The following is a 22,632-nucleotide window of genomic DNA, read 5'->3' as shown; positions in this document are numbered from 1 at the left end:
ACAAAAAAGTTGTATTTTTTTCATTTTTTTCTAAAATACGCTCTATAGCCTCCTTTTTCCAGGCTTCTATGTGCTGTGCAACAGTCTTATAGCCTATCTTATTCCGATAATCAGTCCAAAAGTGTTTATGTAAAATCGGTCTTCCAATATTCTCAGGCTGCAAAGCTCTCATTGATAAACTAATCTTTTGATTATATTCATCAATATCCATTACAATAACCTCTACCTTGTCTCCCACTTTATACTTTTCCTTTAAGTCTGATACAAAGCCATGCTTTAATTCCGAAATATGGATCAATCCTTGATGTTCATTATCTAACTTAACAAACACTCCATATGACTGTATTCCCGAAATAGTCCCTGTAATCTTATCTCCTATTCGCATTATCTTTCCTCCCTTTGTAAAATATAGTATGTAACAATGTATCTATGATTATATAACAGAAAATGGTGACAACAATTATGAATGATAAAATTTACGACATTTCAATTATTGGTGGGGGCCCAGCTGGTATGTTTGCTGCTTACTTTGCCCGACTTCGCAATCTCAAAGTAGCATTAATAGAAAGCTTGCCCAAATTAGGTGGTCAACCAGAGACTCTTTATGCTCAAAAACATATCTATGACGTTGCTGCTCTACCTAAGATATCAGGTACTGACCTCACTAAGCAACTTAATGAGCAATTAAGTATTCTTAACTGTGATCAATACTTAAAAACATCTGTTTCTTCTATAGTACGTAAAAACAATTACTGGGAACTAATTACTAATAAGGAGACTATTCATACCAAAGCAATTATTATTGCTATCGGTAATGGAGCTTTTAAGCCTCGCAAACTAACCTTCGACTACGATCCTAAGCTGGAAGAAAACAATTTAGACTATTTTGTAAATGATTTAAACGAGTTCCAAGGTAAAGATGTTCTAGTTGCTGGCGGTGGCGATTCAGCTGTCGACTGGTCTATTGACCTAAGTAAGGTAGCTAAACATACATCCCTTATTCATAGAAGAAATCGTTATCGGGCAATGGAATCTAGTGTAGCAAAACTTAATAAATCCAACGTCGAGCAAATCAATCCTTATATTATTAAAAATGTTTCTTTCAATAGTAATACTTCTGAAAAAATTGATGTCACTCTTAAGATGATCAAAACTGGTGAATCTAAAATCATTACAACTGACAAACTGCTAGTTAACTATGGTTTCGTTTCTGATTCTAAAATACTCCAAGATTGGAACGTAGCTTTAGAAGGTCCCTTCATTAAAGTAACTCAAGAAATGGAAACTAATCTCCCCAACGTCTTTGCTATTGGCGATATTGTCACATACCCTGGCAAGTTACAATTAATAGCCACAGCCTTTGCTGAAGGTCCCATTGCAGTTACTAAAGCTCTACGTAATCTTTACCCTGAGAAGGACTTCTTCGAGCACAGTACCTCTATTTTTGAAAAATAATTCTTAATTTCTATTAATTTTAAATTTATTTTAAGCTAAGCTGGTATAATTAAGATTAATTTGAATTCTGGAGTTGATTGATTGAGTTACGTTATGGGTCTAGTCGATTTCATATTACATATTGACAGTCATCTTGTTAATATCGTTAATAATTTCGGCATTTGGACATATTTAATACTGTTCCTAATCATCTTTATTGAAACTGGAGTTGTCATTCTACCGTTTCTTCCTGGTGATTCCTTAATTTTCGCTGCTATGGCGTTGGCTGCCAATCCAAAATATGGATTGATCTCTTGGTTGATGTTCTTACTTTTCTTAGCCGCTGCGGTCTTAGGGGATTCCTTGAATTATGAAATTGGTGAACACTTTGGTGAATACGCGACGAGGAATAAATACCTCGGTAAGCTGATCAATAAGGATCATTTACATGAAGCACACATCTTTTTTGAAAAACATGGTGGCAAAACAATTGCCATTGGTAGATTTATTCCATTAATCAGAACTTTTGTACCTTTCGTTGCTGGTAGTGGAACAATGCATTATGGAACCTTCTTAAAATACAACTTTATCGGCGCTTTCCTCTGGGTACTGATTTGTTCATTAGCAGGACATCTTTTCGGAAATATTCCTGCTGTACAAGATCACTTCTCAATGATTATCATCGGTATTGTTTTAGTATCATTGGTTCCTGTTCTTATCACCGCTCTTAAAAATAGAAAAAAGAAAAAAGCTTAGGAAAATTTCCTAGGCTTTTTTTGTTCGAGCTTTCCAAAAGTTTAGTCCTTCAAACAGTACGAAGAACAAGATAAAACATTGAGTAAAGAATTCCTCTGGCAAAATATTGATAACTGGATCCTTATTAGGATCAAACAGCCAATCGCTATTTCTAAAGAGTACTTCATGAAATACCACAAAGAACTCATCAAAATTCAATAACATCAATATAGCAACGATGATCCCTACAATTCCGATCCACAAAAACATCCGATTGAATCTAGCCCGAAATTTATGAAACTTTATCACAATAATTCCTGTTCCAATAAATACGGCAAAATTTAATAAGAAGAGTTTTTTACAGTCCTGGAAGTGCAATCTTCCCGCAGCTGAGGAACCAAAGTTACTCAAATGAAAATGCCAATTAAAGGGATTGATTAAATAATCCATCATCTGAGCATAATTTTTCATAATCGTTCCATATTTCATTCCTACAGCTTGCTCTAAATAATAAGGCTTGATATCAATTGCAAATAACAAATAACTAGCAAAAATCGTAACAGTTATCGCTGTTGTTAAAAGAAAAAAAGCTAGTGCAATTGTATATAAGAAGTCTTTTTGTGAATTAGACATCCCATTGATCCAGACTTTCTACTTGGTGAGTTGGCTTAATAGGGGCATTATCAATATCTTCATGCGTACTTACACCAGTATTAACCCATAATGTATCTACATCGGCATTGATTCCAGCTTTAATATCAGTATTGTAGTTATCTCCTACCATAACGGCAGATTTAGGATCAAAGCCTTTAGCTTTGGCCGCAAAATCAATAATGTCACGTTCTGGTTTACCAATATAATGAGCACTTTGTTGAGTTGATGTCTCTACCAGTGAAATCACTGAGCCAGCCCCAGGAACCAAACCTCTTTCATTAGGCAAGTTTGTATCTGCATTAGTTCCAATAAAGAAAGCTCCACGTTTAATAGCTAATGTAGCTAATTCAAATTTGTGATACGTCACATCATAATCCAAGCCTACAATAACAACATCAGGATCTACTTCATTTAACTTAATGCCAGTACCAAAAACGGCACTTTTCAATCCATATTCGCCGATTACGTATGCTGAATGATTCTCAAGGTCATCTTCAAACATATTCTCAATATATGCAGCTGTAGCAAGAGAAGGAGTCACAACTTGTTGAGCTGACGCAGTGATTTGATGATTATTGTTTAAATTGTCAGCTACTTGTTGGGGCGTTTTGGTTGTATTATTTGTCAAAAAATAATAATCGACTCCTGCATCCTTTAAATTATCAATAAAAATCTTAGCTTCAGGAATCTTATCCTTGCCTCGATACATTGTTCCATCTAAATCAATTAAATATGTTTGATACTTCATTTATTCTTTTCACCTATTTTTCTAATTTTAAAAGTTTTCTTTGCGGTCGTTTTTGTATTATGACGCTTGGAAAGCCTATTTTTTTTGTGTTGATTATTATTGTTCTTATGTGTTTTAGCACCCGTTTTAGTCTTATTGCCGGGTTTAACATGATTGTTGCGCGTTCTAAAGCGATGGTTAGTTCGATGATGTCCACTCTTCAAAGGAGCCTTTTTAACTTTTTCCAAAACAAAATAAGCACATCCAAAGTTGCAATACTCTAATAAGTAATCTTCCAAATGGGAAATTCGATTATCTAGAGTACTTTCCTTACGATTGTCCTCATAAAAGCCCTTAAAGCGCAATTGGTCGTATCCCCAATCGCCAACAATATAATCATATTTATCTAAAACATCATTGTAACGTTCTTCAATCCGTTCTTCGCTAAAACCACCGTCGTGATCTTCCACAATTCTATATTGTGTTTTATTAATAGTAATTAAATTATCAGCTAACTTAATTACATCAGCTACCTTTACGACTGCTGTCTTATCTTCAACATCCTGCAAGTAATCACCTCAAATTGGATATTTTTTACTTAAATAGTCACCGAACACACTTCTTAAAAACTTAGGATACATAATTTCGTTTTGACCAACTATTTCAATAGAAGGGAAATACGGTACAAACAAATAATGATCTAATAAAGCTAAAGTATATTCGCGATTCTTTTGCAATTCTTTACCGTTTATATAGACATTGCGTTTCTTATCAATTTCAATACCTCGATAAACCAGTTCGCCAAATATCTTACCACGAAAACCCATTCCTTTTTGCATATGATTACGTAAAAAGAGTCGATTCTTTTCCATTTCCATAATTAACGGCCAAACATTATCGCCCGTCATCGTAGTTTTCATTACATGGATTGCATGGGGCATTACATCATGAAGATTTTTTTCAGTCACAATTCCAGCAGGTAAGTCATCTAAGAATAAGCCTGAACTCAATACAGCTACATCGGACTTGGTAAAATCTTGAACTGCGGTTAGAGCTTCCCCAATAATCGAATGTTCGGCTTTATAATCGTTGCTCAATGTCTCCGGCAATTTGGCAACTTGCTTTTGATCGAGTAGTTTTTCTCCCTTATCAAATTGCCCTCTTATCCAAGCCTCATCATTAGCTAACGTTGGTAGATCTTCTGTTTTGACTGTAAAAGCCGATTTAGCAACAATATTTTTATGATCGTCTAACTGTAAATTAATAGTTCCAATATGTTGACCATATTTACCAGCCGCTGCTAATAATACATTATTATCCACTTCTCCTTTAGGGAAAAGATGATGCGAATGAGATCCAATAATGACATCAATTTCAGGATGCTTACTTGCAATTAAACGATCCATTGAAACACCTAAGTGTGATAGCAAAACAATTACATCACAGTTTTTAACTTGTTTTAAAGCTTTTGGCAGCATATCTTGAACCAGCTTAATATCCCAATCTAGCAAGGGATAAGTCAAAATATATGGAGCCGTCAACCCAATCACACCAATTGTCGTAGCTTGACTTGTTTTTATAATCTTATAAGGCTGAGCAAACTTTGCTAATTCAGTTGAATTTTTTTCGTACAGATTATCTAAAATAACTGGAAAGTTAGCGTGATCATAAAGATGTTCCAAAATTTCATGACTATTTCCTAAACCTTCATTGTTTCCAATTGTAGCCGCATCATAATGCAACGGATTCATCCACTCAATGTTAGCTTGACCATCAGTCGCCTCAGTTAAAGGATGAGCTCGATCCATCGCATCCCCTAGATCAAACAAATAAAAATCATCAGCCGTACTATTTTTTCGAGATTGTTCAATGAATTTTTTGACACGCGGAAAATTTTCAAAATGCGAATGTAAATCGTTAGTATGAACTATTTGAATTTTTTCCATAATATCCTACTTTCTTTGCATTTTAGCTAGGTCTTGTTTCTTCTTATCGTACATCTCTAAAATCTCCTCGCCTCGTAATGGAGAACCCCAAGGCAAATCCTCTGATAAATAGTCTCTTTCAGGAGCATCAACTCCAACATTGATATTTTCTGGAATTGGTACAGAATAATGATGAATGTGACCATGAAGATTGATAATCTTATCAACCTTACCCAATAGCATTGGATAATGGGTGCAGTAAAATTGATGGTGATCGAACTTCAATAAAGCTCCCACGTCCTCGAATTCAAAACGAGGTTTACCATCATTCATAGTTTCATTATGTTTATTAACGAATTTGAAAAGTGACCGATAATCATGATTGCCCTTGATCAAAGTAATATGTCCGTTAAGTTGTCTTAACATATCATAAGACTCTTCATCTGTTGGTGTATTCTGTGGACGCATAGAAATATCGCCTAAATGATAAACTCGATCATTTTCGTCAACTCGATCATTCCAAGCGTCAATCATTGCTTGGTTCATATCGTCGACGTTGTCAAAATATCTTGGAGCAAAATCATTTGGTTCTAATAATTGATAATGAAAGAAATGTGTATCAGAAATAAAATAATTCATTATTCTTCTTTATCTTCCTTTGAAATTATTCGATTGGCCTTTAATATTTCATTGAAGGCATCACGAACCTTGCCTTCTGGTTTCTTATATTCAACCCATTCTGTTAAATTCATTGGTGGAACTGTATAATTTTGATTGACGTAATCTTCATAAACGCCCACTGCTGAAGAATGCGGAATATTAAGCTTTAGTATTCTTACTTCCTTAATCAATCCCAATTCAGCAGCTTTTTCAGCTCTACCATTCATAACGATGTTGGCCATCTCGTAATATTTTGTACCATCGTTACGGGTAATCTGTTCAATCATATCTAATGTTTGTTTCTCGTCGCTCATATCTAAATACCTCGCATTTTACTACTTACTTTAAGTATATAATATCTAAAAAGTTAGGGAGTTAATTATGATTTCAAAAAGTTTCAATATTTTCAAAATTTCACTAGCTTTATTTTTATTTATTTTTGCCTCTGGCTTTACTGTAATCGGTCATCGTGGCGATCCTATCAACGCCCCTGAAGAAACCTTTGAAAGTTTTGACAAAGCTTTCTCCGAGGGTGCTGATTACGTCGAACTAGACCTTCACGTATCTAAAGACAATGTTCTGGTCGTTTCTCATGACCGTGACTTGCAAAGAGTAACTGGTACTTCTGAAATTGTTTCAGAACATAATTTTTCTGATTTAGCTCAACTACGGCAAAAAAACGGTGAATCAATTCATAGTTTGAACCAAATCTTTGAGCATTACAAAAATAACCCCAAAGCTAAGTTCCTCATTGAAACTAAAAAGACTAAAAAAGGCAATCCGCAAAATATGGAGGCCTTGTTAAAACAAGTTGTTGACGAATATGGAATGCAAAATCGTGTCATGTTTCATTCGTTCTCCGTCAAAAGTTTGGAAAATGAGGCACAACTAATGCCTGACATCCCACGAATTTTTATTGCCGGAACTACTAAACAAATTAATTTTGATATCTTGCAATATGTAAATGGCGTTAACCTTTCATCCAATATTGTTACGCCTCAGATAATCGACACTATGCATTTTATGGGCAAAAAAGTTTATGTCTGGGACGAAATGAATGAAAGTCCCAAGAAATGGAATACTTTAATTAATATGCCAATTGATGGGGTCGTTACTAATTATCCCGCAACTGGTAACGAATATCGAGAACTAAAGGATCAATCTAAAAGCGAAGCCTTGAATCAAAACGTTTATTATATGAGTAGTCAAAAGGAACCAATTTACGAAAATCCCTATCGGCTCATTAAAACAGACAAATATGTAGAGCCCCTTGGTGGCTATCATATTACTAATATTATTAAATTTAATGGTGAAAAATACGTTCAATTAGGTGAAAATGAATTTGCCAACGCAACTGGTTTCAATTCTGAATTCTCGCTTCGAGATCTACGTCCATATTTTGGAGCAAAAGTCATCTACCGTGGTCAACAGCCTAATAACTTTTTATACGCTGATCCCAATGATTCAAACTCCATTTGTAATCGTTTAGAGACCAACCATTCTGAGAGAATTATCACAATTCAAAAAATCGGTACGCAAACTTGGCTAAAATTAAAAAATGGTTGGGTTAATGCCCACAACGTTTTAATTCAATTGAATCCTAATAATTATTTAGGCAATGAATCTGAACAAAGTTATTACAATTTACCTCGTGGTCAAAGAATAAAGAATATTGATTTATTGCAAAATTTAGCAATTATTAAACCAAGTACTGACCAAACAATCAAAAATGCTGATTTAATCAAGGATTTCAACAATTTCTATGTTGATTTTTCCTTAACTAATGACAACGATTCCATAAATAAAATATAGCTCGATTAGCCTTTAGAGCCAACGTTTGGTAAAATATAAAAAACTTCATGTGGAGGTCAAAGATATATGTCTATAGATTGGGAAAAAGAAGTTTCACATCGTTCAGATGAATTGATTAACGATCTTTCTGAATTAGTAAGTATTGATAGTTCTAGAGATACAGAACACAAGACTAGCGATTTTCCACTAGGTCCTGGACCAGCAAAAGCTTTACAAACTTTTTTACACTTTGCAGACCGTGATGGTTTCAAAACTAAGAATGTCGACAATTTAGCCGGAAGAATTGAACTCGGTGATAGCGATGACGCTATTGCTATTCTTTCACACGTTGATGTCGTTCCAGAAGGTCCAGGTTGGAAGACTAATCCATTTGAACCTGTAATCAAAGATGGTAATTTTTATGCTCGTGGTGCCTCTGATGATAAAGGCCCTGGTTTGGCTGCTTATTATGCCATGAAAATTATCAAAGAATTGAATTTGCCTACTAAAAAGAGCGTACAGCTTATTTTGGGTACTGATGAAGAGAGCGAATGGGTTGGTATCAATCATTATATGGAAAAAGAACAATTACCCGAAACTGGTTTCTCTCCAGATGCAGAATTTCCTGCTATCAACGGCGAAAAGGGAATTGTTTCCTTCAAAGTTAACTTCCCTGCACCTACGATTGGTTTAATCAAACAATTTAACGCTGGTATTCGACCAAACATGGTCCCTCAAAATGCTGATGTAAAAATTGATTTGACAAAAGTTGAAGCTGAAGACCTAAAGGCTAAATTAAATGATTTTCTAGCAGATAATAAAGAAGTTCAAGGTAGCATTACTATTAATGATGATATTGCTGATGTACAAATTATCGGTAAAGGTGCTCATGCTATGGAGCCATTCAATGGTATCAATGCTGCAACTTACCTTGCTAAGTTCTTAATCAATTTGAATGACAGTGAAGCACTTTACTTCTCATTCATTGCCGATAAACTTCATTTAGACTTTGCTGGTAAAAACTTAAGTATCGCCAATAAAGATGATGTAATGGGCTCCTTAACCGTTTCACCTAATATGTACGAATATGACGATGCTCAGGCTAATATTCTATTAAACATCCGTTATCCTAAGGGTGATGATGGCAATAGTTTAACTACTAAAATAAATCAAGCATTACCTGAAAATGTTTCTGCCGTAATTGAAGGACATAATCAATTGCCACACTTTGTCTCTGTCAATGATCCTTTGGTCCAGGCTTTAGTTGGCGCTTATCGCGACCATACGGGGGATGATACAGAACCATTTACCGTTGGTGGTGGTACTTACGGTCGTATTCTGAAACACGGTATTGCCTACGGTGCTATGTTCCCTGGCGATGAAAATGTCATGCATCAACCTAATGAATATATTAATATTGATAAATTATTAAAGTCGACTGCTATCTACGCAGACGCCATTTACCGCTTGATTAAGTAATGAATTAAAAAGTTCTGTAGAGGTTCTTTTCTACAGAACTTTTTTTGTTTTTACACTTATAAATCGATTTTATTATATAATTACGGTATGTAACTTTTTAAGGGAGCTTATTTAAAAGTGAAAAATTTATGGAATAGCATAGTCAACAGCTTCAAAAGTATTAAGAGCTGGTCTGATTTTGCTAATAAAGCTAATCTAACGATTGAAGTTATTCGCAGAATCATTCTTTACTCTATTGTGGGGTTATTGATTCTTTTGAGTTTGGCAATCGGCCTTGGGACAGGTTATGTATCAGCTCTAACAAGTCAGGTAGATGTCCCCACTAAGCACGAAATGAAGACGCAACTACAAGACGTAAACAATTCAGCAACACTCTATTTTGCTGATGGGTCTAAAGTTGAAAATCTTCAAAAAGATCTTGAGGGTAGTAAAATCTCTCTATCTGAAATGTCGCCCTATTTAAAAAAGGCAATCGTTTCAACTGAAGATAGCGACTTTTATCGTCACAAGGGTGTCGTCCCTAAGTCAATTTTTAGAGCTATTATCTCTGACGTAACCGGAATCGGTGCACAGACTGGTGGATCAACTTTGACGCAACAGACAGTTAAGATGCAAATGTTATCATCTGAAACCACTTGGAAACGTAAGGCCGTTGAAATATTCTTAGCCATGCGTGTAGACAAGTACTTTACTAAGGATGAAATTCTTGAGGATTACTTGAATGCAGCGACTTTTGGACGTAACAACAAAGGTCAAAATATTCAAGGTGTCCAAGCTGCAGCAACTGGTTTGTTTGGGAAAAATGCTAGTGATTTAAATTTGGCTGAATCAGCCTTCATTGCCGGCTTGCCTCAAAGTCCTTCAATTTATACACCGTATGATTACTCTTCAGATGGTACCCGCGGTAAATTTAAAGACAATATCAGTCTTGGTTTAAAGCGTAAAGATATCGTTTTATATAGAATGTATCGTGATAACCAAATTACTGAAAAGCAATATAATGAAGCACGAAATTTTGATTTAAAGAGTGATTTCCTTAAACCTGCTAAAGAAAGCAATAAAAAGATTAAGTACGGTTATATTTACAACCTTCTAACTGAACAAGCTAGAACTATTTTAATCAAACGTTTAGTTAAAAATGATGGCGTTAAGTATAGCGATGTCAAAAAAGACAAGAATCTCTATGAGAAGTATGAAACTCAAGCTGACACAGAATTACACAATAAAAACTACAAGATTCACAGTACAATCGACAAGAATCTTTATGTAGCTATGAACCAACAAGCTCAGCAATTTAAGGCTAATTTAGGAACTACCCATACTGACAATGCAACTGACCCTACGACAGGTAAAGCAATTAAAGTTTCTGAACCAGTTCAAAACGGTTCTGTACTGTTAGACAACAAATCTGGTCAAGTTTTAGCCTTTGTCGGTGGTTTGAACTTTAAGAAGTCTCAATTAAATCATGCCTTTGACACTCAAAGATCACCTGGATCATCAATCAAACCTTTGATTACCTTTGCTCCAGCGATTGAAAATGGCTTAATTGGTTCACAAACGATGCTGGCCGATTTCAAGACTAGCTTTAATAAGTACTCACCTACTGATTACGGACAAACAATTCAAAATCGTTTTGTTTCGGCTCGTGAAACCTTGGAAGAATCATACAATATTCCTTCGGTTAATTTATATAATTATATTCAACAACATGGTGTCAGTTCTAAGAAATATATGTCGAAGATGGGAATTCATCTTAGCGATAAAGAATATCATCAACTTGGTATTACTTTAGGTGGTACAGCTAATGGTGTAACCGTTCTAGAACAGGCCAGTGCCTTCTCTACCTTTGCTAATAAGGGTGTCCACGTTGATCCATACGTTGTTACTGACGTAACTGATCCATCTGGACAATCGATTTATCATCATAAAGGTTCTAAGAAGCGCGTCTTCACTAAACAAACGTCGTATATCATCAAGAACATGCTTCACGGCGTTGTTACTAAAGGTACTGCTTCAGCCTTATCATATGAAGCTAACTTCAATACTAAGAACCTCTTCGGTAAAACTGGTACTTCAAATGATTATCGTGATAATTGGTTTATCGGTAGTACTCAAGGAATGACTTTGGCTTCTTGGATCGGTTATGATAATTTCTACGGTAATAATTACAACTTATCCAGCAACTCTACTGATATCAACCAAGAACTTTGGGCTAATATGGCCAATGCTCTCTATAAAGAAGACAAGAGCGTCTTTAACACTAGTGAGTCATTTACTAAACCTGCCGGTGTTAAAACATATAAAGTCGATAAAGAGACTGGTACTCTTACTGGTTCAATTGGTTACAACGGCATCACTACTAAGGTTAACCAACACACAACCAATTCCCTTTATTACAAAGGCAGTCCTAGTGAAATGTCTTATAGCGACTTTGCTATTGGTGGTAAATCTAAGAATTATAAACTATTCTGGGATAATTACTTCGGTCGTGACAATGGCTATGCAGTGGTTAAACAATTGGGTGAAAATTCCAAGAGCACTTCTGAATTAGCTAATGAAAATGGCAGCGGTAGAACTTCTGGTTTCAGTAATAGTACTAACAGCAATGAATCATCCGAAGTCGTTACTAATAGTGCTTCTTCAACCTCAAGTACCAATACTAATTTGACTGATTCAACAACTTCAAACGGAACTTCTGAAACTGGAACTGGCTCAGGATCTGGTTCAAGTCGTAAGAGTAGTTCTGAAACAGAAACAACTGATACAACTAGTGGCGGCGGTTCTAGCTCAACTGGCGATACTGTCTCCAGCAGTACAGATACCGCTGGTTCGCCTAGCCTAGAATAATAATTTATTATTACTAATAAAAAAAACTAATGACTAAGTATAAATAGTCATTAGTTTTTTTTCTCAGAATGATTCAAAAATGCAGTCAGAGTAAATTAAGAATTTTTTTATTATTATGATAGAATGAAGTAGATTTTGATTTAAGGAGAATATTATGTATTTTAGTCCAAGCTTTTTACAAAACTCACTTTACGTGGTTGCTGCCATCTTAATTATCTTTATGATTGCCATCATTATTTATAAAATTAAACACAATGTTAAAATCTGGGATCGCTCACTTACCTTAGCATCAATTGTTTTAATAAATACTTTATATTCTATTCTAGGCGGTTTTTTCGATCTCCCCTATGAATTAAGTTCCGTTGTTACAGGCGGTCTGTCATTAGTTGCATTTGGCTATATCGTTGTTATCATTTGGGACTTTTACAAACAAAAAAAGGCACTCAATAAATAGGATTTTTTGTTTAAGTTTTATCGTTTGATTTTAAACAAAAAGATATCTAATGACTTTTTATATTTTTAGTCATTAGATATCTTTTTTATTTAATATGAAAAACATCAATTAATAATTTGATTACTTAGTAGAACCACGTTTAACAATGCTATATGGCAACTTGATCGTATTATCATCAATTTGCTCTTGATTCATCATCTTAGTCAAAAGACGCATAGCAACGGCACCAATATCATATAATGGTTCTTCAATTGAACTCATCTTTGGACGTGTAACTTCACAAAGAATCGTATCGTTACTTGTTACCAATTCAAAGTCATCAGGAACCTTTACGCCTGCTTTAATAGCTGAGTTTAAGATACCAGATGCTAATAAATCATCAGTTACATAAGCAGCTGTAGCACCGCTGCCTTGAATAGCATCCCAAATTGCTTCTCCAGCTCTTACTGAATATTCAGCTTCAAAGACCAAGTTAGATGAAAAGTTCAAATGAGCTTTCTTCAAAGCCTTCTTATAACCATCAAGTCTGTATTTGCCATCAATAGGATTCTCTAGACTACCACCTACAAAAGCTATCTTCTTGTGACCATTTTGAGTTAATTGACCAACTACACTGGCAACTGCATCAGTAAAATCAATGTTTACACTAGCACTTTCATTGTTCTTGTCGACTGAACCGGCTAAAACGATTGGTGTCTTAGAGTTTGCTAAAATACGTTTTAGTTTTTTAGACAATTGCTTGCCCATGTAAATTAAACCATCAACTTGTTTTGATAATAAATTATTCAAAATTTGTTCTTCGTCGCCAACTGATTCCTGTAAACTAGTTAAAATAATGTTGTATTTATACATTGAAGCAACATCATCAATACCTTTAGCTAAAGAAGCATAGTATAAATTAGTAATATCAGGCAAAATTACGCCAATTGTAGTACTCTTCTTGCTAGCAAGACCACGAGCAACCGCATTAGGACGATAATTCAAACGATCAATAACTTCCAAAACACGCTTTCTTGTTTCTTCCTTTACATTGGCGTTACCATTAACTACACGAGAAATAGTTGCCATTGAAACGTTGGCAGCCTCGGCTACGTCATAAATTGTTACTACTTTTTTCTCCATTTATATTCACTCTCTCAAACAATATTTTCATTAATTATCTCTAATTTATCAAAGATTTTTACATTTTGCAAGCGGTTTCTACATTATTAACATATGTTTTCACTTTTTTTCAAAAAGAAAATCATTTTCAATGATATACTACTAATAAATCTTAACGTAAAGGAGTATTTTCATGAAGAAACAATTATTAGCGTTAAAAGACTATTTAGCACAAAATGGATTGGATGCTGCCTATATCTCTAATCCTACTGATATCAACTATTTCACTGGTTTTTACAGTGATCCGGTCGAGCGTATTCTAGCTCTTCTAGTTTTCCCAGATAAGGATCCTTTTATCTTTGCTCCTCAACTTGAAGTAGAGGCCGCTAAAGACGCTGGCTGGGATCAAGATATCTTTGGTTATCTAGATCACGAAAATCCTTTTGCCTTAATGGCAGGACATATTAAAGACTTGGCAGGCGAACCTACAAAATGGGCCATTGAAAAAGATGACATGTCTGTTCAAAAGCTAGAAGCCCTTAAAGAACAATTCCCTAATGCACAATTCCCTAATAACCTCTCTCGTTATATGGAAAATGCTAAGTTAATCAAGACTAATGAAGAAATTGAACAATTGAAGGCTGCAGGTGCGGAAGCTGATTATGCTTTCTCAGTTGCTTTTAAGGCTATTCAAGAAGGACGCACTGAGCAAGAAGTCGTTGCTGAAATCGAATATGCAATGATGAAAAAGGGCGTTATGCACATGAGCTTTGATACAATCGTTCAGGCTGGTGCCAATGCTGCTAATCCCCATGGTGGACCTGAAAAAATTCCTTTAAAGAAAGATGAATTAGTTCTTTTTGATCTAGGTACTGTTCATAATGGCTATATTAGTGATGCTTCTAGAACTGTTGCATTTGGACAGCCAGATGCTAAATCATTGGACATCTATAAAGTAGACCTTGAAGCTCAATATGCTGCCATGGACGCAGCTAAACCTGGTATCACAGCTGCTGAATTGGACAAAGTGGCTCGTGACATTATCGACAAAGCTGGCTATGGTGAATACTTTATTCATCGTTTAGGACATGGTATGGGAACTTCTGAACACGAATTTCCTTCAATTATGGAGGGAAACGATATGGTTCTTAAACCTGGTATGTGTTTCTCAATCGAACCTGGTATCTACATTCCAAATGTTGCTGGTGTTAGAATTGAAGATTGTGTCTACATTACAGAAGACGGCTGCGAACCATTCACACATACTTCGAAGGAATTAACCTACATTAAATAATTTATATATTCTACTTTAAATACCAAAAGAGCTAATGACTTTTTATTTACAGTCATTAGCTCTTTTTTATATGGATATGTCTGGAACGGAACCAAGATGATATTTTCCCTAATGTGAAAGATAACACTCGATGGTTCTGTCCAATTTATTAGTCTTTATTAAGATCATCTTCGTTAAAAACAATATCTGAATTATCTTCATCATCGTCTTTAATCTTATCTACAGTTGATGCCATTTGATCTTTCAAAGCATCTGTTTTTTCGTTGAATGAATCAATTAGGTCACTATTAGTATTCAAACCAACACCGCCATTATTAAAGTCACCACGAATAGTTTTGACATTTTCAATCAATTTTTGTCCTGATTCACTTGTTAAATACTTAGAAGCAATATAACCTGATGCACAGCCTAAAACTAATCCTAATAGAAAATGATTATTTTTCATAATTATTTATTCTTCTTTCTTGGCCAAACTTTGGCAGCTGTTTTAGCTATCATTGCTAAATTACCAACAGTCATTAAATTTTGGAAATTAAAACCAGTATTAGGTTTTTCTTCAGTAGCTTTAGCACTCTTTTTACCGAGATTTTCAACTGTATCGAACAATGGATTCAACTTGCTTGATTTACTATTAACGTCATCCATCAAGGTATTAGTCTTATCGACTAATTTTGTACTTTGATCCATAATTTGTTCAGTATTTCTTGAAAGAACCTCAACCATCTTAGTTGTTTCCTTCATTGTCTCTTGTAATTCCTGAAGTAATTTAGCAGTTTGAATCAGTGTTCTAGCTAAGAAAACTACCAACACTACAAAAGCAATTGCTGCGATCAATCCTGCAATTTGTCCACCAGTCATAATATTTCCCTCCTGTATTTTAATAGCACTTTCATACTAGCATTTTATCAAAACATCGGCAATTAATTACCAATTAATCCAACTTTGCCACTTCTGTTCCAACTTTTTAATAGCATTGCCACGGTGGCTGATTTGATTTTTTTCATCCAAAGTTAGCTCTGCCATTGTCTTATCAAGTTCAGGTAAATAGAACAAAGGATCATAGCCAAAGCCATCCTCGCCTCGAGGAAACAGAGCAATTTGACCCTTAACTTCACCTTCGACTACTAAATCTTGATCATTATTAGGATTAGCAAATACTAAAGTAGAAACAAAACGAGCTGTTCGTTTCTCTTGAGGCACGCCCCCTAATTCACTTAACAGTTTAGCATTATTAGCCGAATCATTATGATCTCCAGCATAGCGGGCTGAATAAATACCTGGACGTCCATATAATGCATCCACTTGTAAACCAGAATCATCGGCTATTGTAGGCAAATTAAGACGTTCCATAACTGCATGTGCTTTTAAAGTGGCATTTTCTTCAAAAGTTTTTCCTGTTTCTCTAATTTCTGGAAAATCAGGAAAATCCAATAAAGTCTTAAGTGAAAACTCTTGGTCATTGAAAATTTTCTTAAATTCTCGAGCTTTTCCTGGATTCTTGGTTGCTATGATAATCTCTTTCATAACTATCCTCCGATATTCACTAAATTAATTTCATCAATTGAGGTATTCAACCAACGTCGGGCTAGCTTTGAAAATTCATCGACACTAGCAGTTGTATGTAACTTTAAGGTTCTTTTTTCATTTGAAGCTAATAAATCATTTTTAGTTAAGTATTCTTTAGCTATTTCAACAGTACTCAAAGCTGGATCAACCAATTTAATGTTAGGTAAGTAATTATTAATTTGCTTTTTTAACATTGGAAAATGAGTACAACCTAAGATTAAAGTATCATAGTCACTATCTTTAAATGGACGTAATGTTGAAGCAATATTCTCTTTAGCCTCATTGCTATCAGCTTTGTCAGCTTCAACCAGTGCAACAAATTTTTGAGCTGCAATACCTAAAGCCTTTACTTTAGGATCAAGTTCAGCAATCGTCTTATCGTAACTCTTTGAATTAATAGTTGACTCCGTTCCAATAATACCAATATGATCAGTTTCAGTAATTTTTGTAGCCTCTTGAGCGCCTGGCTTGATTACGCCAATCATCGGCACTGAAAACTCAGTTTTTAATTCAGAAAGCGCATTGGCCGTCGCTGTATTACAGCCAAAAATAATTAATTTTACATTTTGTTCAATTAAGTACTGTACCATTTCTCTAGTATAAGATATGATTTGTTCATGAGTCTTGATACCATAAGGCATACGCGCTTCGTCGCCAATGAAAATAACATTCTCATTTGGCAATTGGCGAATGACTTCCTTAACAACCGTCAATCCGCCCAATCCAGAATCTAATACTCCTATTGGTCTTTGATCACTCATAATATTATCCCTGCCTTCATTTAAGCGAATTATCTGTATTTTATGAAAATAATTATAGTCTATCTTTTACATTGACTTAAAAAGCAATTATTCTAATGATATAATGAATTTTGTCTGAAAAAGGAGTTAAAGCAATGGCCGCAAAATCAAATGATCTCAACAAACCAGAGTTAACAGATGCCCTAAAAAAAGATGAAGATACGTTAACTGAAAATTACTTTGCAGTTTCAGTACTCCGTGATTTTATCCTTCCTGACCTACTTGATAAGGATACTGTTGAATTATTATACTGGGCTGGTAAAAACCTCAGCCGTCAGTTAATTCTCGATATGGAAAGTTTACCTGAACTATTCAGTAAGGCTGGCTTTGGAAATTTGGAAATAACTAAGCAATCGCCTAGCAGTTACACTTACAAATTATCCGGTCCCGAAGTTGTCCAACGTTTCGATACCAACAATGATGATCCAGAATTTTCACTAGAAACTGGAATAATTGCTGAAACTGTTGAAAAAACAATCGCAGCATACTGTTTAGGAACATATACTGTCAACAGCAAAGCCAAAAGCGTTTCAATTAAAATACAAATTGATCGAAACTAAAGTATACACCAAAAAACGATCAAAGTGGACGCTCTAAAGTTAAAAACGAAGCAAAAAAAGCCCAGTCGATAATCATTAAAATGATTACTGACTGAGCTTTTTTTATTTATCTCTTAATCTGAATAACCATCCAAAATTTTAGCCAATTGTGCTTTACTGTGAAAACCAGTCAAAGTTTCAACAACTTCGTCATTTTTCTTAACAAGTAAAGTTGGAATTGCCATAATTCCGAAATCTTTAGGTGTATTAGGATTTGCATCCACATCCATCTTCAAAAATTTAACAGAATCATCTTCCTCAGATAGTTCTTCAATTACAGGTGATTGCATACGACAGGGACCACACCAAGTTGCCCAAAAATCAACTAATACAACACCGTCTTTTGTTTCTTCAGCGAATTCTTTATCAGTTACTTCATCAACCATTTTATTCACTCCTTTTTTAACAAAACCATATTATCATTAATATTCACTCTTTAAAAAACATTTGCTCTCATTATAAGTCAACAATTGTAGCACCTGAACCACCAGAGCTAGCAGGTGCATAGCCAAATGATTTCACACGTGGATTGCGTTGCAAATATTTGGTAACACCTTTACGGATAACACCAGTTCCAAAACCATGCACGATGGTTACTTGATTATAGCCAGCTAACAAGGCCGCATCAATATATTGATCCAAGTCAGACATAGCCTCTTCATAACGTTCGCCACGAAGATCTAGCTTGCTTGAAAGTCCAGAACTCTTTGTACGACGAACAATAGTTGGTTTCTTCTCTGGCTCTGGTTCAGAATTTTGAACTTTTTCCAATTCATCAGCATCGAACTTCATTTTTAGAATACCTAATTGAACTTCAAACTGATTATTTTTATCCTTACGAATAATGGTACCAACTTGATCATATGTAAGAGCTTTAACTTCATCGCCAACTTTTAAAGCCTGTCTACGTTTATTACGTTTTAAGACCTTATTCTTCTTGATAGCTTCGTCTTGATGCAAGTTCTTCAAATTAGTTTTAGCCGAAATAATCTGGTCTTCCTTAACTGCAACACCTTCACGCTGCATCTTATGAAGCTCTTCGATAATCCGATCAGATTCTTTCTTAGCTTTAGCCACAATCTGGTTAGCTCGAACCTTGGCAGCCTGCAATTCAGAATTTTTCGACTTATCTAATGCATCGCTCTTTTGTTCATAATTCTTTTCGACATTTTTGTTTTTAGCTAATTGAACTTTTAATTGCTCATTTTTTTGTTCAAATTCTTTCCGACGTTTTTCAAGATCCGCAATCATATTATTAAGATCTTGGCTTTCACCGTCCATCAAAGACTGTCCACGATCAACCACACTCTTATCCATACCTAAACGAGCTGCAATATTAAACGCATTACTTGCTCCTGGAATACCAATTAACAATCGATAGGTTGGTTTCAATGACTTGTCATCAAATTCCATACTAGCATTGATAGTTTCTGGCGTATTATAGGCGAAAACTTTTAACTCAGGATAGTGAGTTGTTGCCATAATAAAACATTGAGTCTGAGCTAAGCGTTCCAAAATAGCAATCGCAATTGCGGCACCCTCTTGAGGATCAGTCCCGGCCCCTAATTCATCAATCAAAACCAAGCTGTGTTCTGAAACTTTATGAATAATATTAATAATATTATCCATATGCGATGAAAAAGTACTCAAGTTCTGTTCAATTGATTGTTCGTCACCAATATCAACAAATACTTCGTCAAACACAGCAATTGTACTTTCTTCATGGGCCGGAATAAATAGACCAGCTTGAGCCATCAATTGAATCAAGCCCAAAGTTTTCATCGTAATGGTTTTACCACCAGTATTAGGACCAGTGATAAGCATTGTCTTATATCCATCACCTATTTGAATATCATTGGCTACAACCCTGTCAGGGTCAATTAGAGGGTGTTTGGCATTAATCAGGTCAACTGTATGGTTATCAGAAATAATGGGCTCAGTGGCTCTTATTTCCTTCGCATATTTAGCTTTAGCATTGATCAAGTCAAATTGAGCCAAGACCTCATTATTTTTAACAATTTCATCGATTTCAGGTCTCACCATATCTGATAGATGGTTCAAAATTCTAATTTCTTCAGACTTCTCTGATATCTTAGCTTCGTGTAGCTGATTATTCATCCCTACAACTGCTTGAGGTTCAATATATAAAGTCTGACCACTAGCACTCTGATCATGAACCACGCCGCCAAATTTGGCCTTATATTCAGTTTTAACTGGAATTACGAACCGATCATCACGCAATGTAACAATCGCTTCAGTCAAATACTTAGTATTTTTACCACGGGTAAATTGACCCATTGATTCCCTAATTTGATCATTTAAACGACTTATACGACCGCGAATATACTTCAAATCCTCTGAAGCAGTATCCAATACTCGACCAGTATCATCTAGTGAACGAGCAATAGTCTTGGTTAGTTCAGGGTTATTAATCAAACGATCATTTAAATCATATAACTGACGTAAATCAATCTGATCGTCTTTTAAACCTTCAAAAAATTCCTTTAACTCTGTAGTATTTTGCAGAACTTGACCAATAGCGGCCAATTCTGTTCCATTTAAATTTCCATCTTTTTTTAAACGATTAGCTTGATCATGCAGATCAGCTAATTTTCTGACTGGGATTTCACCCTTAATACGAATTATATCGGCTCCATCTTTTGTTTGATCAATCAATCTTTGAACGATTGATTCAACCGACATCGGCATTAATTTTTTTAAGAGAGTTTTCCCACGCGTTGTGATCAGATATTTGGCAATCTCAGCTTTGATCTTGTCAAATTCTAATACTTTCAAAGCTTTATTATTCATATATCTCTCCTAGATTACAAAATAAGGCTGAAACAATTGTCTCAGCCTAAAAGTTTTATACAGCTCCAATCCATAAATTGCTAAGCAACGCCGTCAATACTGGCGTACTCTTAATCATGGTTGAGGCTATAAATGAATGCTCCAAAGCATGTTGAATACCTGTAACTGGAATCATTGCCAAAAGTAACAACACCATAAAAATAGTGATATAAGTAACAATAAATCCAATTATTCCTCCACTTAACAAATTGACATCATTATACATTGGAAAGTACGTCAATTTCTTCATGTAAAGTCCAGCAAAACGTATAACAATCCAACCAATAAAACATACAAATATAAAAGCGAAGGCACGGTAAAATGCATTGTCTAGTTCCATACCAACTTTTGTTGAGAAAAAGGCAAATTCACTGCCTAAATTGGCGGATGGATATGGCACTAACATTTCAAATTTTGGTCCTAAACCTCTAAATGAAACCAGTGCTAAACAAAAGAATATTGCATATCCAACTGCATAAAATGCCTCCATGGCTAATCCACGTCGTGCACCAATATAAAAACCATAAATCAAAAGTAAAATAAGTAACAGACTAAGCATTATTTCCCCTTACTTCAATCATGCTAAAAAGCGAATTTATAAATCATTTTAAGATAAGACTAGAAACAACCAAACGATTGGCTTCCGCCAATCGTTCATTGTTTTACTATGCCTTATTCATCTTCGTCACTTGTGAAGGTGTTCAAAACTTCTTGAACCATATCCCATTCTTCTGGATCTTCAATCGGATTCAAATCTCCAGCATCGACATCACCATTTGCATCTGGTGTAAATGAAAATGCTTGAATTTCAATTTCATCTGAATCTTCATCAGCCTTAGGATACAAGAACACGTATGATTTACCATAATCATCTGAATCAAAAGTAAAAAGAATTTTGTAAACTTCTTCGTTACCTTGTTCATCACTTAAAATAACTTCGTCTAAATCTTTTGGTGGTTGTTTTTCACTCATTTTTATCACCTTAATTTTGAGTAAGCTTGCCTTTAGCATCGAGATAATTTTGAAGAATCATTTCAGCAGCAATCTTATCAATAACTTTCTTACGTTTTTTGCGAGATACATCGGCTTCATTAATTAACATTCTTTCAGCTTGAACTGTCGTCAAACGTTCATCAATAAAATCAATGGGCAGATTAAATCTATCTTCAACCATTTTGCCATACTCACGAGATTTTTCCACTCTAGGGCCCTCGGTATTATTCATATTCTTAGGTAAGCCGAGAACAATCCCTGTTGGCTTTTTCTCTTTTATAATTTCGCCCAAACGATCCAAGCCAAATTCTTCCTTATCCTCATTGATACGAATAATCTCTACTCCCTGAGCCGTCCAGCCCAAGAGGTCGCTACATGCAACCCCCACAGTTCTAGAGCCTACATCTAAACCTAATAATCTCATTTATTTACCTTGATTGAGATAACTCTTAACAAGTTCTTCAATTATCTCGTCTCTTTCATGCTTCAAAATCAAATTACGGGCATCATTATGTCTTGGAATATAAGCCGGATCACCTGAGAGCAAGTATCCAACAATTTGATTAATTGGATTATAACCCTTTTCTTCTAGTGATTGGTAAACACTTTGCAGCGTTTCTTTGACATCTTTGCCTTTGTTTTCATTAAAATCAAAACTCATAGTTTTATCCAGTGAACTCATGGCAAACCTCCATATAACTAAAATTTAAGTGACCGAAAAGC

At 35.1% G+C, this 22,632-nt stretch carries 24 protein-coding genes and 1 pseudogene; 8 read left to right on the top strand and 17 right to left on the bottom strand.

Annotated elements, in window-relative coordinates; translation table 11 throughout:
• On the bottom strand, nt 1–385 hold a 385-nt coding region (locus FD26_RS06010), incomplete at its 3' end, for a CvfD/Ygs/GSP13 family RNA-binding post-transcriptional regulator (RefSeq protein ID WP_057867524.1).
• 77 nt (nt 386–462) lie between these two features.
• On the opposite strand from FD26_RS06010, the gene FD26_RS06005 reads away from it, so the two are divergent.
• The gene (locus FD26_RS06005; RefSeq protein ID WP_057867523.1) at nt 463–1,455 is read left to right on the top strand and encodes an NAD(P)/FAD-dependent oxidoreductase; all 993 of its coding nucleotides are present in this window, start codon (nt 463–465) and stop codon (nt 1,453–1,455) included.
• Between the two features lie 93 nt (nt 1,456–1,548).
• Nucleotides 1,549–2,190, top strand: coding sequence for a DedA family protein (locus tag FD26_RS06000; protein ID WP_057867528.1), 642 nt, complete (start codon nt 1,549–1,551; stop codon nt 2,188–2,190).
• Between the two features lie 9 nt (nt 2,191–2,199).
• Here FD26_RS06000 and FD26_RS05995 read toward each other — a convergent pair whose 3' ends face one another.
• Genes FD26_RS05995 through FD26_RS05970 form a run of 6 tightly spaced genes read right to left on the bottom strand, consistent with a single transcriptional unit; the run spans nt 2,200 to nt 6,449 of the window.
• Nucleotides 2,200–2,802 (bottom strand): TIGR01906 family membrane protein, encoded by a 603-nt coding sequence (locus tag FD26_RS05995; RefSeq protein WP_057867522.1) that lies wholly within the window; start codon nt 2,800–2,802, stop codon nt 2,200–2,202.
• Nucleotides 2,795–3,571 carry a TIGR01457 family HAD-type hydrolase gene (locus FD26_RS05990; RefSeq protein ID WP_057867521.1) on the bottom strand — a complete coding sequence of 259 codons (777 nt, stop codon included), beginning with the start codon at nt 3,569–3,571 and terminating at the stop codon, nt 2,795–2,797. The genes FD26_RS05995 and FD26_RS05990 overlap by 8 nt, the downstream gene beginning before the upstream one ends.
• Nucleotides 3,568–4,119, bottom strand: a complete 552-nt coding sequence (locus FD26_RS05985) for a YutD family protein (protein ID WP_057867520.1) — start codon at nt 4,117–4,119, stop codon at nt 3,568–3,570. Before FD26_RS05985 ends, FD26_RS05990 begins: the two co-directional genes overlap by 4 nt.
• 9 nt (nt 4,120–4,128) lie before the next feature.
• On the bottom strand, nt 4,129–5,496 hold the full coding sequence (locus tag FD26_RS05980; RefSeq protein ID WP_057867519.1) for a bifunctional metallophosphatase/5'-nucleotidase: 1,368 nt from the start codon (nt 5,494–5,496) through the stop codon (nt 4,129–4,131).
• Between the two features lie 6 nt (nt 5,497–5,502).
• The gene (locus FD26_RS05975; protein ID WP_057867518.1) at nt 5,503–6,114 is read right to left on the bottom strand and encodes a metallophosphoesterase family protein; all 612 of its coding nucleotides are present in this window, start codon (nt 6,112–6,114) and stop codon (nt 5,503–5,505) included.
• Nucleotides 6,114–6,449: a hypothetical protein gene (locus tag FD26_RS05970; protein WP_057867517.1), complete on the bottom strand. Its 336-nt coding sequence runs from the start codon at nt 6,447–6,449 to the stop codon at nt 6,114–6,116. The genes FD26_RS05975 and FD26_RS05970 overlap by 1 nt, the downstream gene beginning before the upstream one ends.
• 67 nt (nt 6,450–6,516) lie before the next feature.
• On the opposite strand from FD26_RS05970, the gene FD26_RS05965 reads away from it, so the two are divergent.
• From FD26_RS05965 to FD26_RS05950, 4 genes are all read left to right on the top strand, one after another.
• Entirely contained in the window at nt 6,517–7,947 is a 1,431-nt protein-coding gene (locus tag FD26_RS05965) for a glycerophosphodiester phosphodiesterase (RefSeq protein ID WP_057867516.1), read from the top strand.
• 66 nt (nt 7,948–8,013) lie between these two features.
• A complete protein-coding gene (gene pepV, locus FD26_RS05960; protein ID WP_057867515.1) occupies nt 8,014–9,405 on the top strand; it encodes a dipeptidase PepV in 1,392 nt (463 codons plus the stop codon).
• 117 nt (nt 9,406–9,522) lie between these two features.
• Nucleotides 9,523–12,252 (top strand): transglycosylase domain-containing protein, encoded by a 2,730-nt coding sequence (locus FD26_RS05955; protein ID WP_057867514.1) that lies wholly within the window; start codon nt 9,523–9,525, stop codon nt 12,250–12,252.
• Nucleotides 12,253–12,406: 154 nt separating this feature from the next.
• Nucleotides 12,407–12,706, top strand: a complete 300-nt coding sequence (locus FD26_RS05950; RefSeq protein WP_057867513.1) for a hypothetical protein — start codon at nt 12,407–12,409, stop codon at nt 12,704–12,706.
• A gap of 120 nt (nt 12,707–12,826) precedes the next feature.
• Here the strand turns inward: FD26_RS05950 and ccpA are convergent, their stop codons facing one another.
• Nucleotides 12,827–13,828: a catabolite control protein A gene (gene ccpA, locus FD26_RS05945; RefSeq protein WP_057867512.1), complete on the bottom strand. Its 1,002-nt coding sequence runs from the start codon at nt 13,826–13,828 to the stop codon at nt 12,827–12,829.
• Nucleotides 13,829–14,000: 172 nt separating this feature from the next.
• On the opposite strand from ccpA, the gene FD26_RS05940 reads away from it, so the two are divergent.
• Entirely contained in the window at nt 14,001–15,101 is a 1,101-nt protein-coding gene (locus FD26_RS05940; protein ID WP_057867511.1) for a M24 family metallopeptidase, read from the top strand.
• A gap of 148 nt (nt 15,102–15,249) precedes the next feature.
• Here the strand turns inward: FD26_RS05940 and FD26_RS05935 are convergent, their stop codons facing one another.
• From FD26_RS05935 to FD26_RS11410, 3 genes and pseudogenes are all read right to left on the bottom strand, one after another.
• Complete coding sequence (locus tag FD26_RS05935; RefSeq protein ID WP_057867510.1) at nt 15,250–15,546, bottom strand: YtxH domain-containing protein; 297 nt, start codon at nt 15,544–15,546, stop codon at nt 15,250–15,252.
• Between the two features lie 2 nt (nt 15,547–15,548).
• Entirely contained in the window at nt 15,549–15,959 is a 411-nt protein-coding gene (locus FD26_RS05930) for a DUF948 domain-containing protein (protein WP_057867509.1), read from the bottom strand.
• Nucleotides 15,960–16,025: 66 nt separating this feature from the next.
• Nucleotides 16,026–17,428 (bottom strand): annotated as a pseudogene (locus tag FD26_RS11410) (XTP/dITP diphosphatase).
• Nucleotides 17,429–17,562: 134 nt separating this feature from the next.
• On the opposite strand from FD26_RS11410, the gene FD26_RS05915 reads away from it, so the two are divergent.
• On the top strand, nt 17,563–18,027 hold the full coding sequence (locus FD26_RS05915; RefSeq protein WP_057867506.1) for a DUF2507 domain-containing protein: 465 nt from the start codon (nt 17,563–17,565) through the stop codon (nt 18,025–18,027).
• A 113-nt stretch (nt 18,028–18,140) separates the two neighbouring features.
• On the opposite strand, the gene trxA is transcribed toward FD26_RS05915, so the two are convergent.
• From trxA to FD26_RS05885, 6 genes are all read right to left on the bottom strand, one after another.
• The gene (gene trxA / locus FD26_RS05910; RefSeq protein ID WP_057867505.1) at nt 18,141–18,452 is read right to left on the bottom strand and encodes a thioredoxin; all 312 of its coding nucleotides are present in this window, start codon (nt 18,450–18,452) and stop codon (nt 18,141–18,143) included.
• 70 nt (nt 18,453–18,522) lie between these two features.
• Nucleotides 18,523–20,877 (bottom strand): endonuclease MutS2, encoded by a 2,355-nt coding sequence (locus FD26_RS05905; protein ID WP_057867504.1) that lies wholly within the window; start codon nt 20,875–20,877, stop codon nt 18,523–18,525.
• Between the two features lie 55 nt (nt 20,878–20,932).
• Nucleotides 20,933–21,475: a CvpA family protein gene (locus FD26_RS05900; protein ID WP_075887458.1), complete on the bottom strand. Its 543-nt coding sequence runs from the start codon at nt 21,473–21,475 to the stop codon at nt 20,933–20,935.
• Nucleotides 21,476–21,588: 113 nt separating this feature from the next.
• Nucleotides 21,589–21,888 carry a DUF1292 domain-containing protein gene (locus FD26_RS05895; protein ID WP_057867503.1) on the bottom strand — a complete coding sequence of 100 codons (300 nt, stop codon included), beginning with the start codon at nt 21,886–21,888 and terminating at the stop codon, nt 21,589–21,591.
• A gap of 10 nt (nt 21,889–21,898) precedes the next feature.
• Nucleotides 21,899–22,333 (bottom strand): Holliday junction resolvase RuvX, encoded by a 435-nt coding sequence (gene ruvX, locus FD26_RS05890; protein WP_057867502.1) that lies wholly within the window; start codon nt 22,331–22,333, stop codon nt 21,899–21,901.
• Nucleotides 22,334–22,591: an IreB family regulatory phosphoprotein gene (locus FD26_RS05885; RefSeq protein WP_010018752.1), complete on the bottom strand. Its 258-nt coding sequence runs from the start codon at nt 22,589–22,591 to the stop codon at nt 22,334–22,336. It abuts the gene before it with no gap.
• Between the last annotated feature and the right edge of the window lie 41 nt (nt 22,592–22,632).

Origin of the sequence: Companilactobacillus crustorum JCM 15951, from assembly GCF_001434585.1 — a bacterium.
Lineage (GTDB): Bacteria > Bacillota > Bacilli > Lactobacillales > Lactobacillaceae > Companilactobacillus > Companilactobacillus crustorum.
This window is presented reverse-complemented; position numbering and strand designations above follow the sequence as displayed.

Coding starts and splice junctions, on each gene's coding strand:
- ruvX (WP_057867502.1), bottom strand. CDS start 22,333: ATGAGATTATTAGGTTTAGATGTAGGCTCTAGAACTGTGGGGGTTGCA.
- FD26_RS05940 (WP_057867511.1), top strand. CDS start 14,001: ATGAAGAAACAATTATTAGCGTTAAAAGACTATTTAGCACAAAATGGA.
- FD26_RS05885 (WP_010018752.1), bottom strand. CDS start 22,591: ATGAGTTCACTGGATAAAACTATGAGTTTTGATTTTAATGAAAACAAA.
- FD26_RS05965 (WP_057867516.1), top strand. CDS start 6,517: ATGATTTCAAAAAGTTTCAATATTTTCAAAATTTCACTAGCTTTATTT.
- FD26_RS05970 (WP_057867517.1), bottom strand. CDS start 6,449: ATGAGCGACGAGAAACAAACATTAGATATGATTGAACAGATTACCCGT.
- FD26_RS05980 (WP_057867519.1), bottom strand. CDS start 5,496: ATGGAAAAAATTCAAATAGTTCATACTAACGATTTACATTCGCATTTT.
- trxA (WP_057867505.1), bottom strand. CDS start 18,452: ATGGTTGATGAAGTAACTGATAAAGAATTCGCTGAAGAAACAAAAGAC.
- FD26_RS05975 (WP_057867518.1), bottom strand. CDS start 6,114: ATGAATTATTTTATTTCTGATACACATTTCTTTCATTATCAATTATTA.
- pepV (WP_057867515.1), top strand. CDS start 8,014: ATGTCTATAGATTGGGAAAAAGAAGTTTCACATCGTTCAGATGAATTG.
- FD26_RS05905 (WP_057867504.1), bottom strand. CDS start 20,877: ATGAATAATAAAGCTTTGAAAGTATTAGAATTTGACAAGATCAAAGCT.
- ccpA (WP_057867512.1), bottom strand. CDS start 13,828: ATGGAGAAAAAAGTAGTAACAATTTATGACGTAGCCGAGGCTGCCAAC.
- FD26_RS05930 (WP_057867509.1), bottom strand. CDS start 15,959: ATGACTGGTGGACAAATTGCAGGATTGATCGCAGCAATTGCTTTTGTA.
- FD26_RS05935 (WP_057867510.1), bottom strand. CDS start 15,546: ATGAAAAATAATCATTTTCTATTAGGATTAGTTTTAGGCTGTGCATCA.
- FD26_RS06000 (WP_057867528.1), top strand. CDS start 1,549: ATGGGTCTAGTCGATTTCATATTACATATTGACAGTCATCTTGTTAAT.
- FD26_RS05990 (WP_057867521.1), bottom strand. CDS start 3,571: ATGAAGTATCAAACATATTTAATTGATTTAGATGGAACAATGTATCGA.
- FD26_RS05950 (WP_057867513.1), top strand. CDS start 12,407: ATGTATTTTAGTCCAAGCTTTTTACAAAACTCACTTTACGTGGTTGCT.
- FD26_RS06005 (WP_057867523.1), top strand. CDS start 463: ATGAATGATAAAATTTACGACATTTCAATTATTGGTGGGGGCCCAGCT.
- FD26_RS05995 (WP_057867522.1), bottom strand. CDS start 2,802: ATGTCTAATTCACAAAAAGACTTCTTATATACAATTGCACTAGCTTTT.
- FD26_RS05895 (WP_057867503.1), bottom strand. CDS start 21,888: ATGAGTGAAAAACAACCACCAAAAGATTTAGACGAAGTTATTTTAAGT.
- FD26_RS05915 (WP_057867506.1), top strand. CDS start 17,563: ATGGCCGCAAAATCAAATGATCTCAACAAACCAGAGTTAACAGATGCC.
- FD26_RS05900 (WP_075887458.1), bottom strand. CDS start 21,475: ATGCTTAGTCTGTTACTTATTTTACTTTTGATTTATGGTTTTTATATT.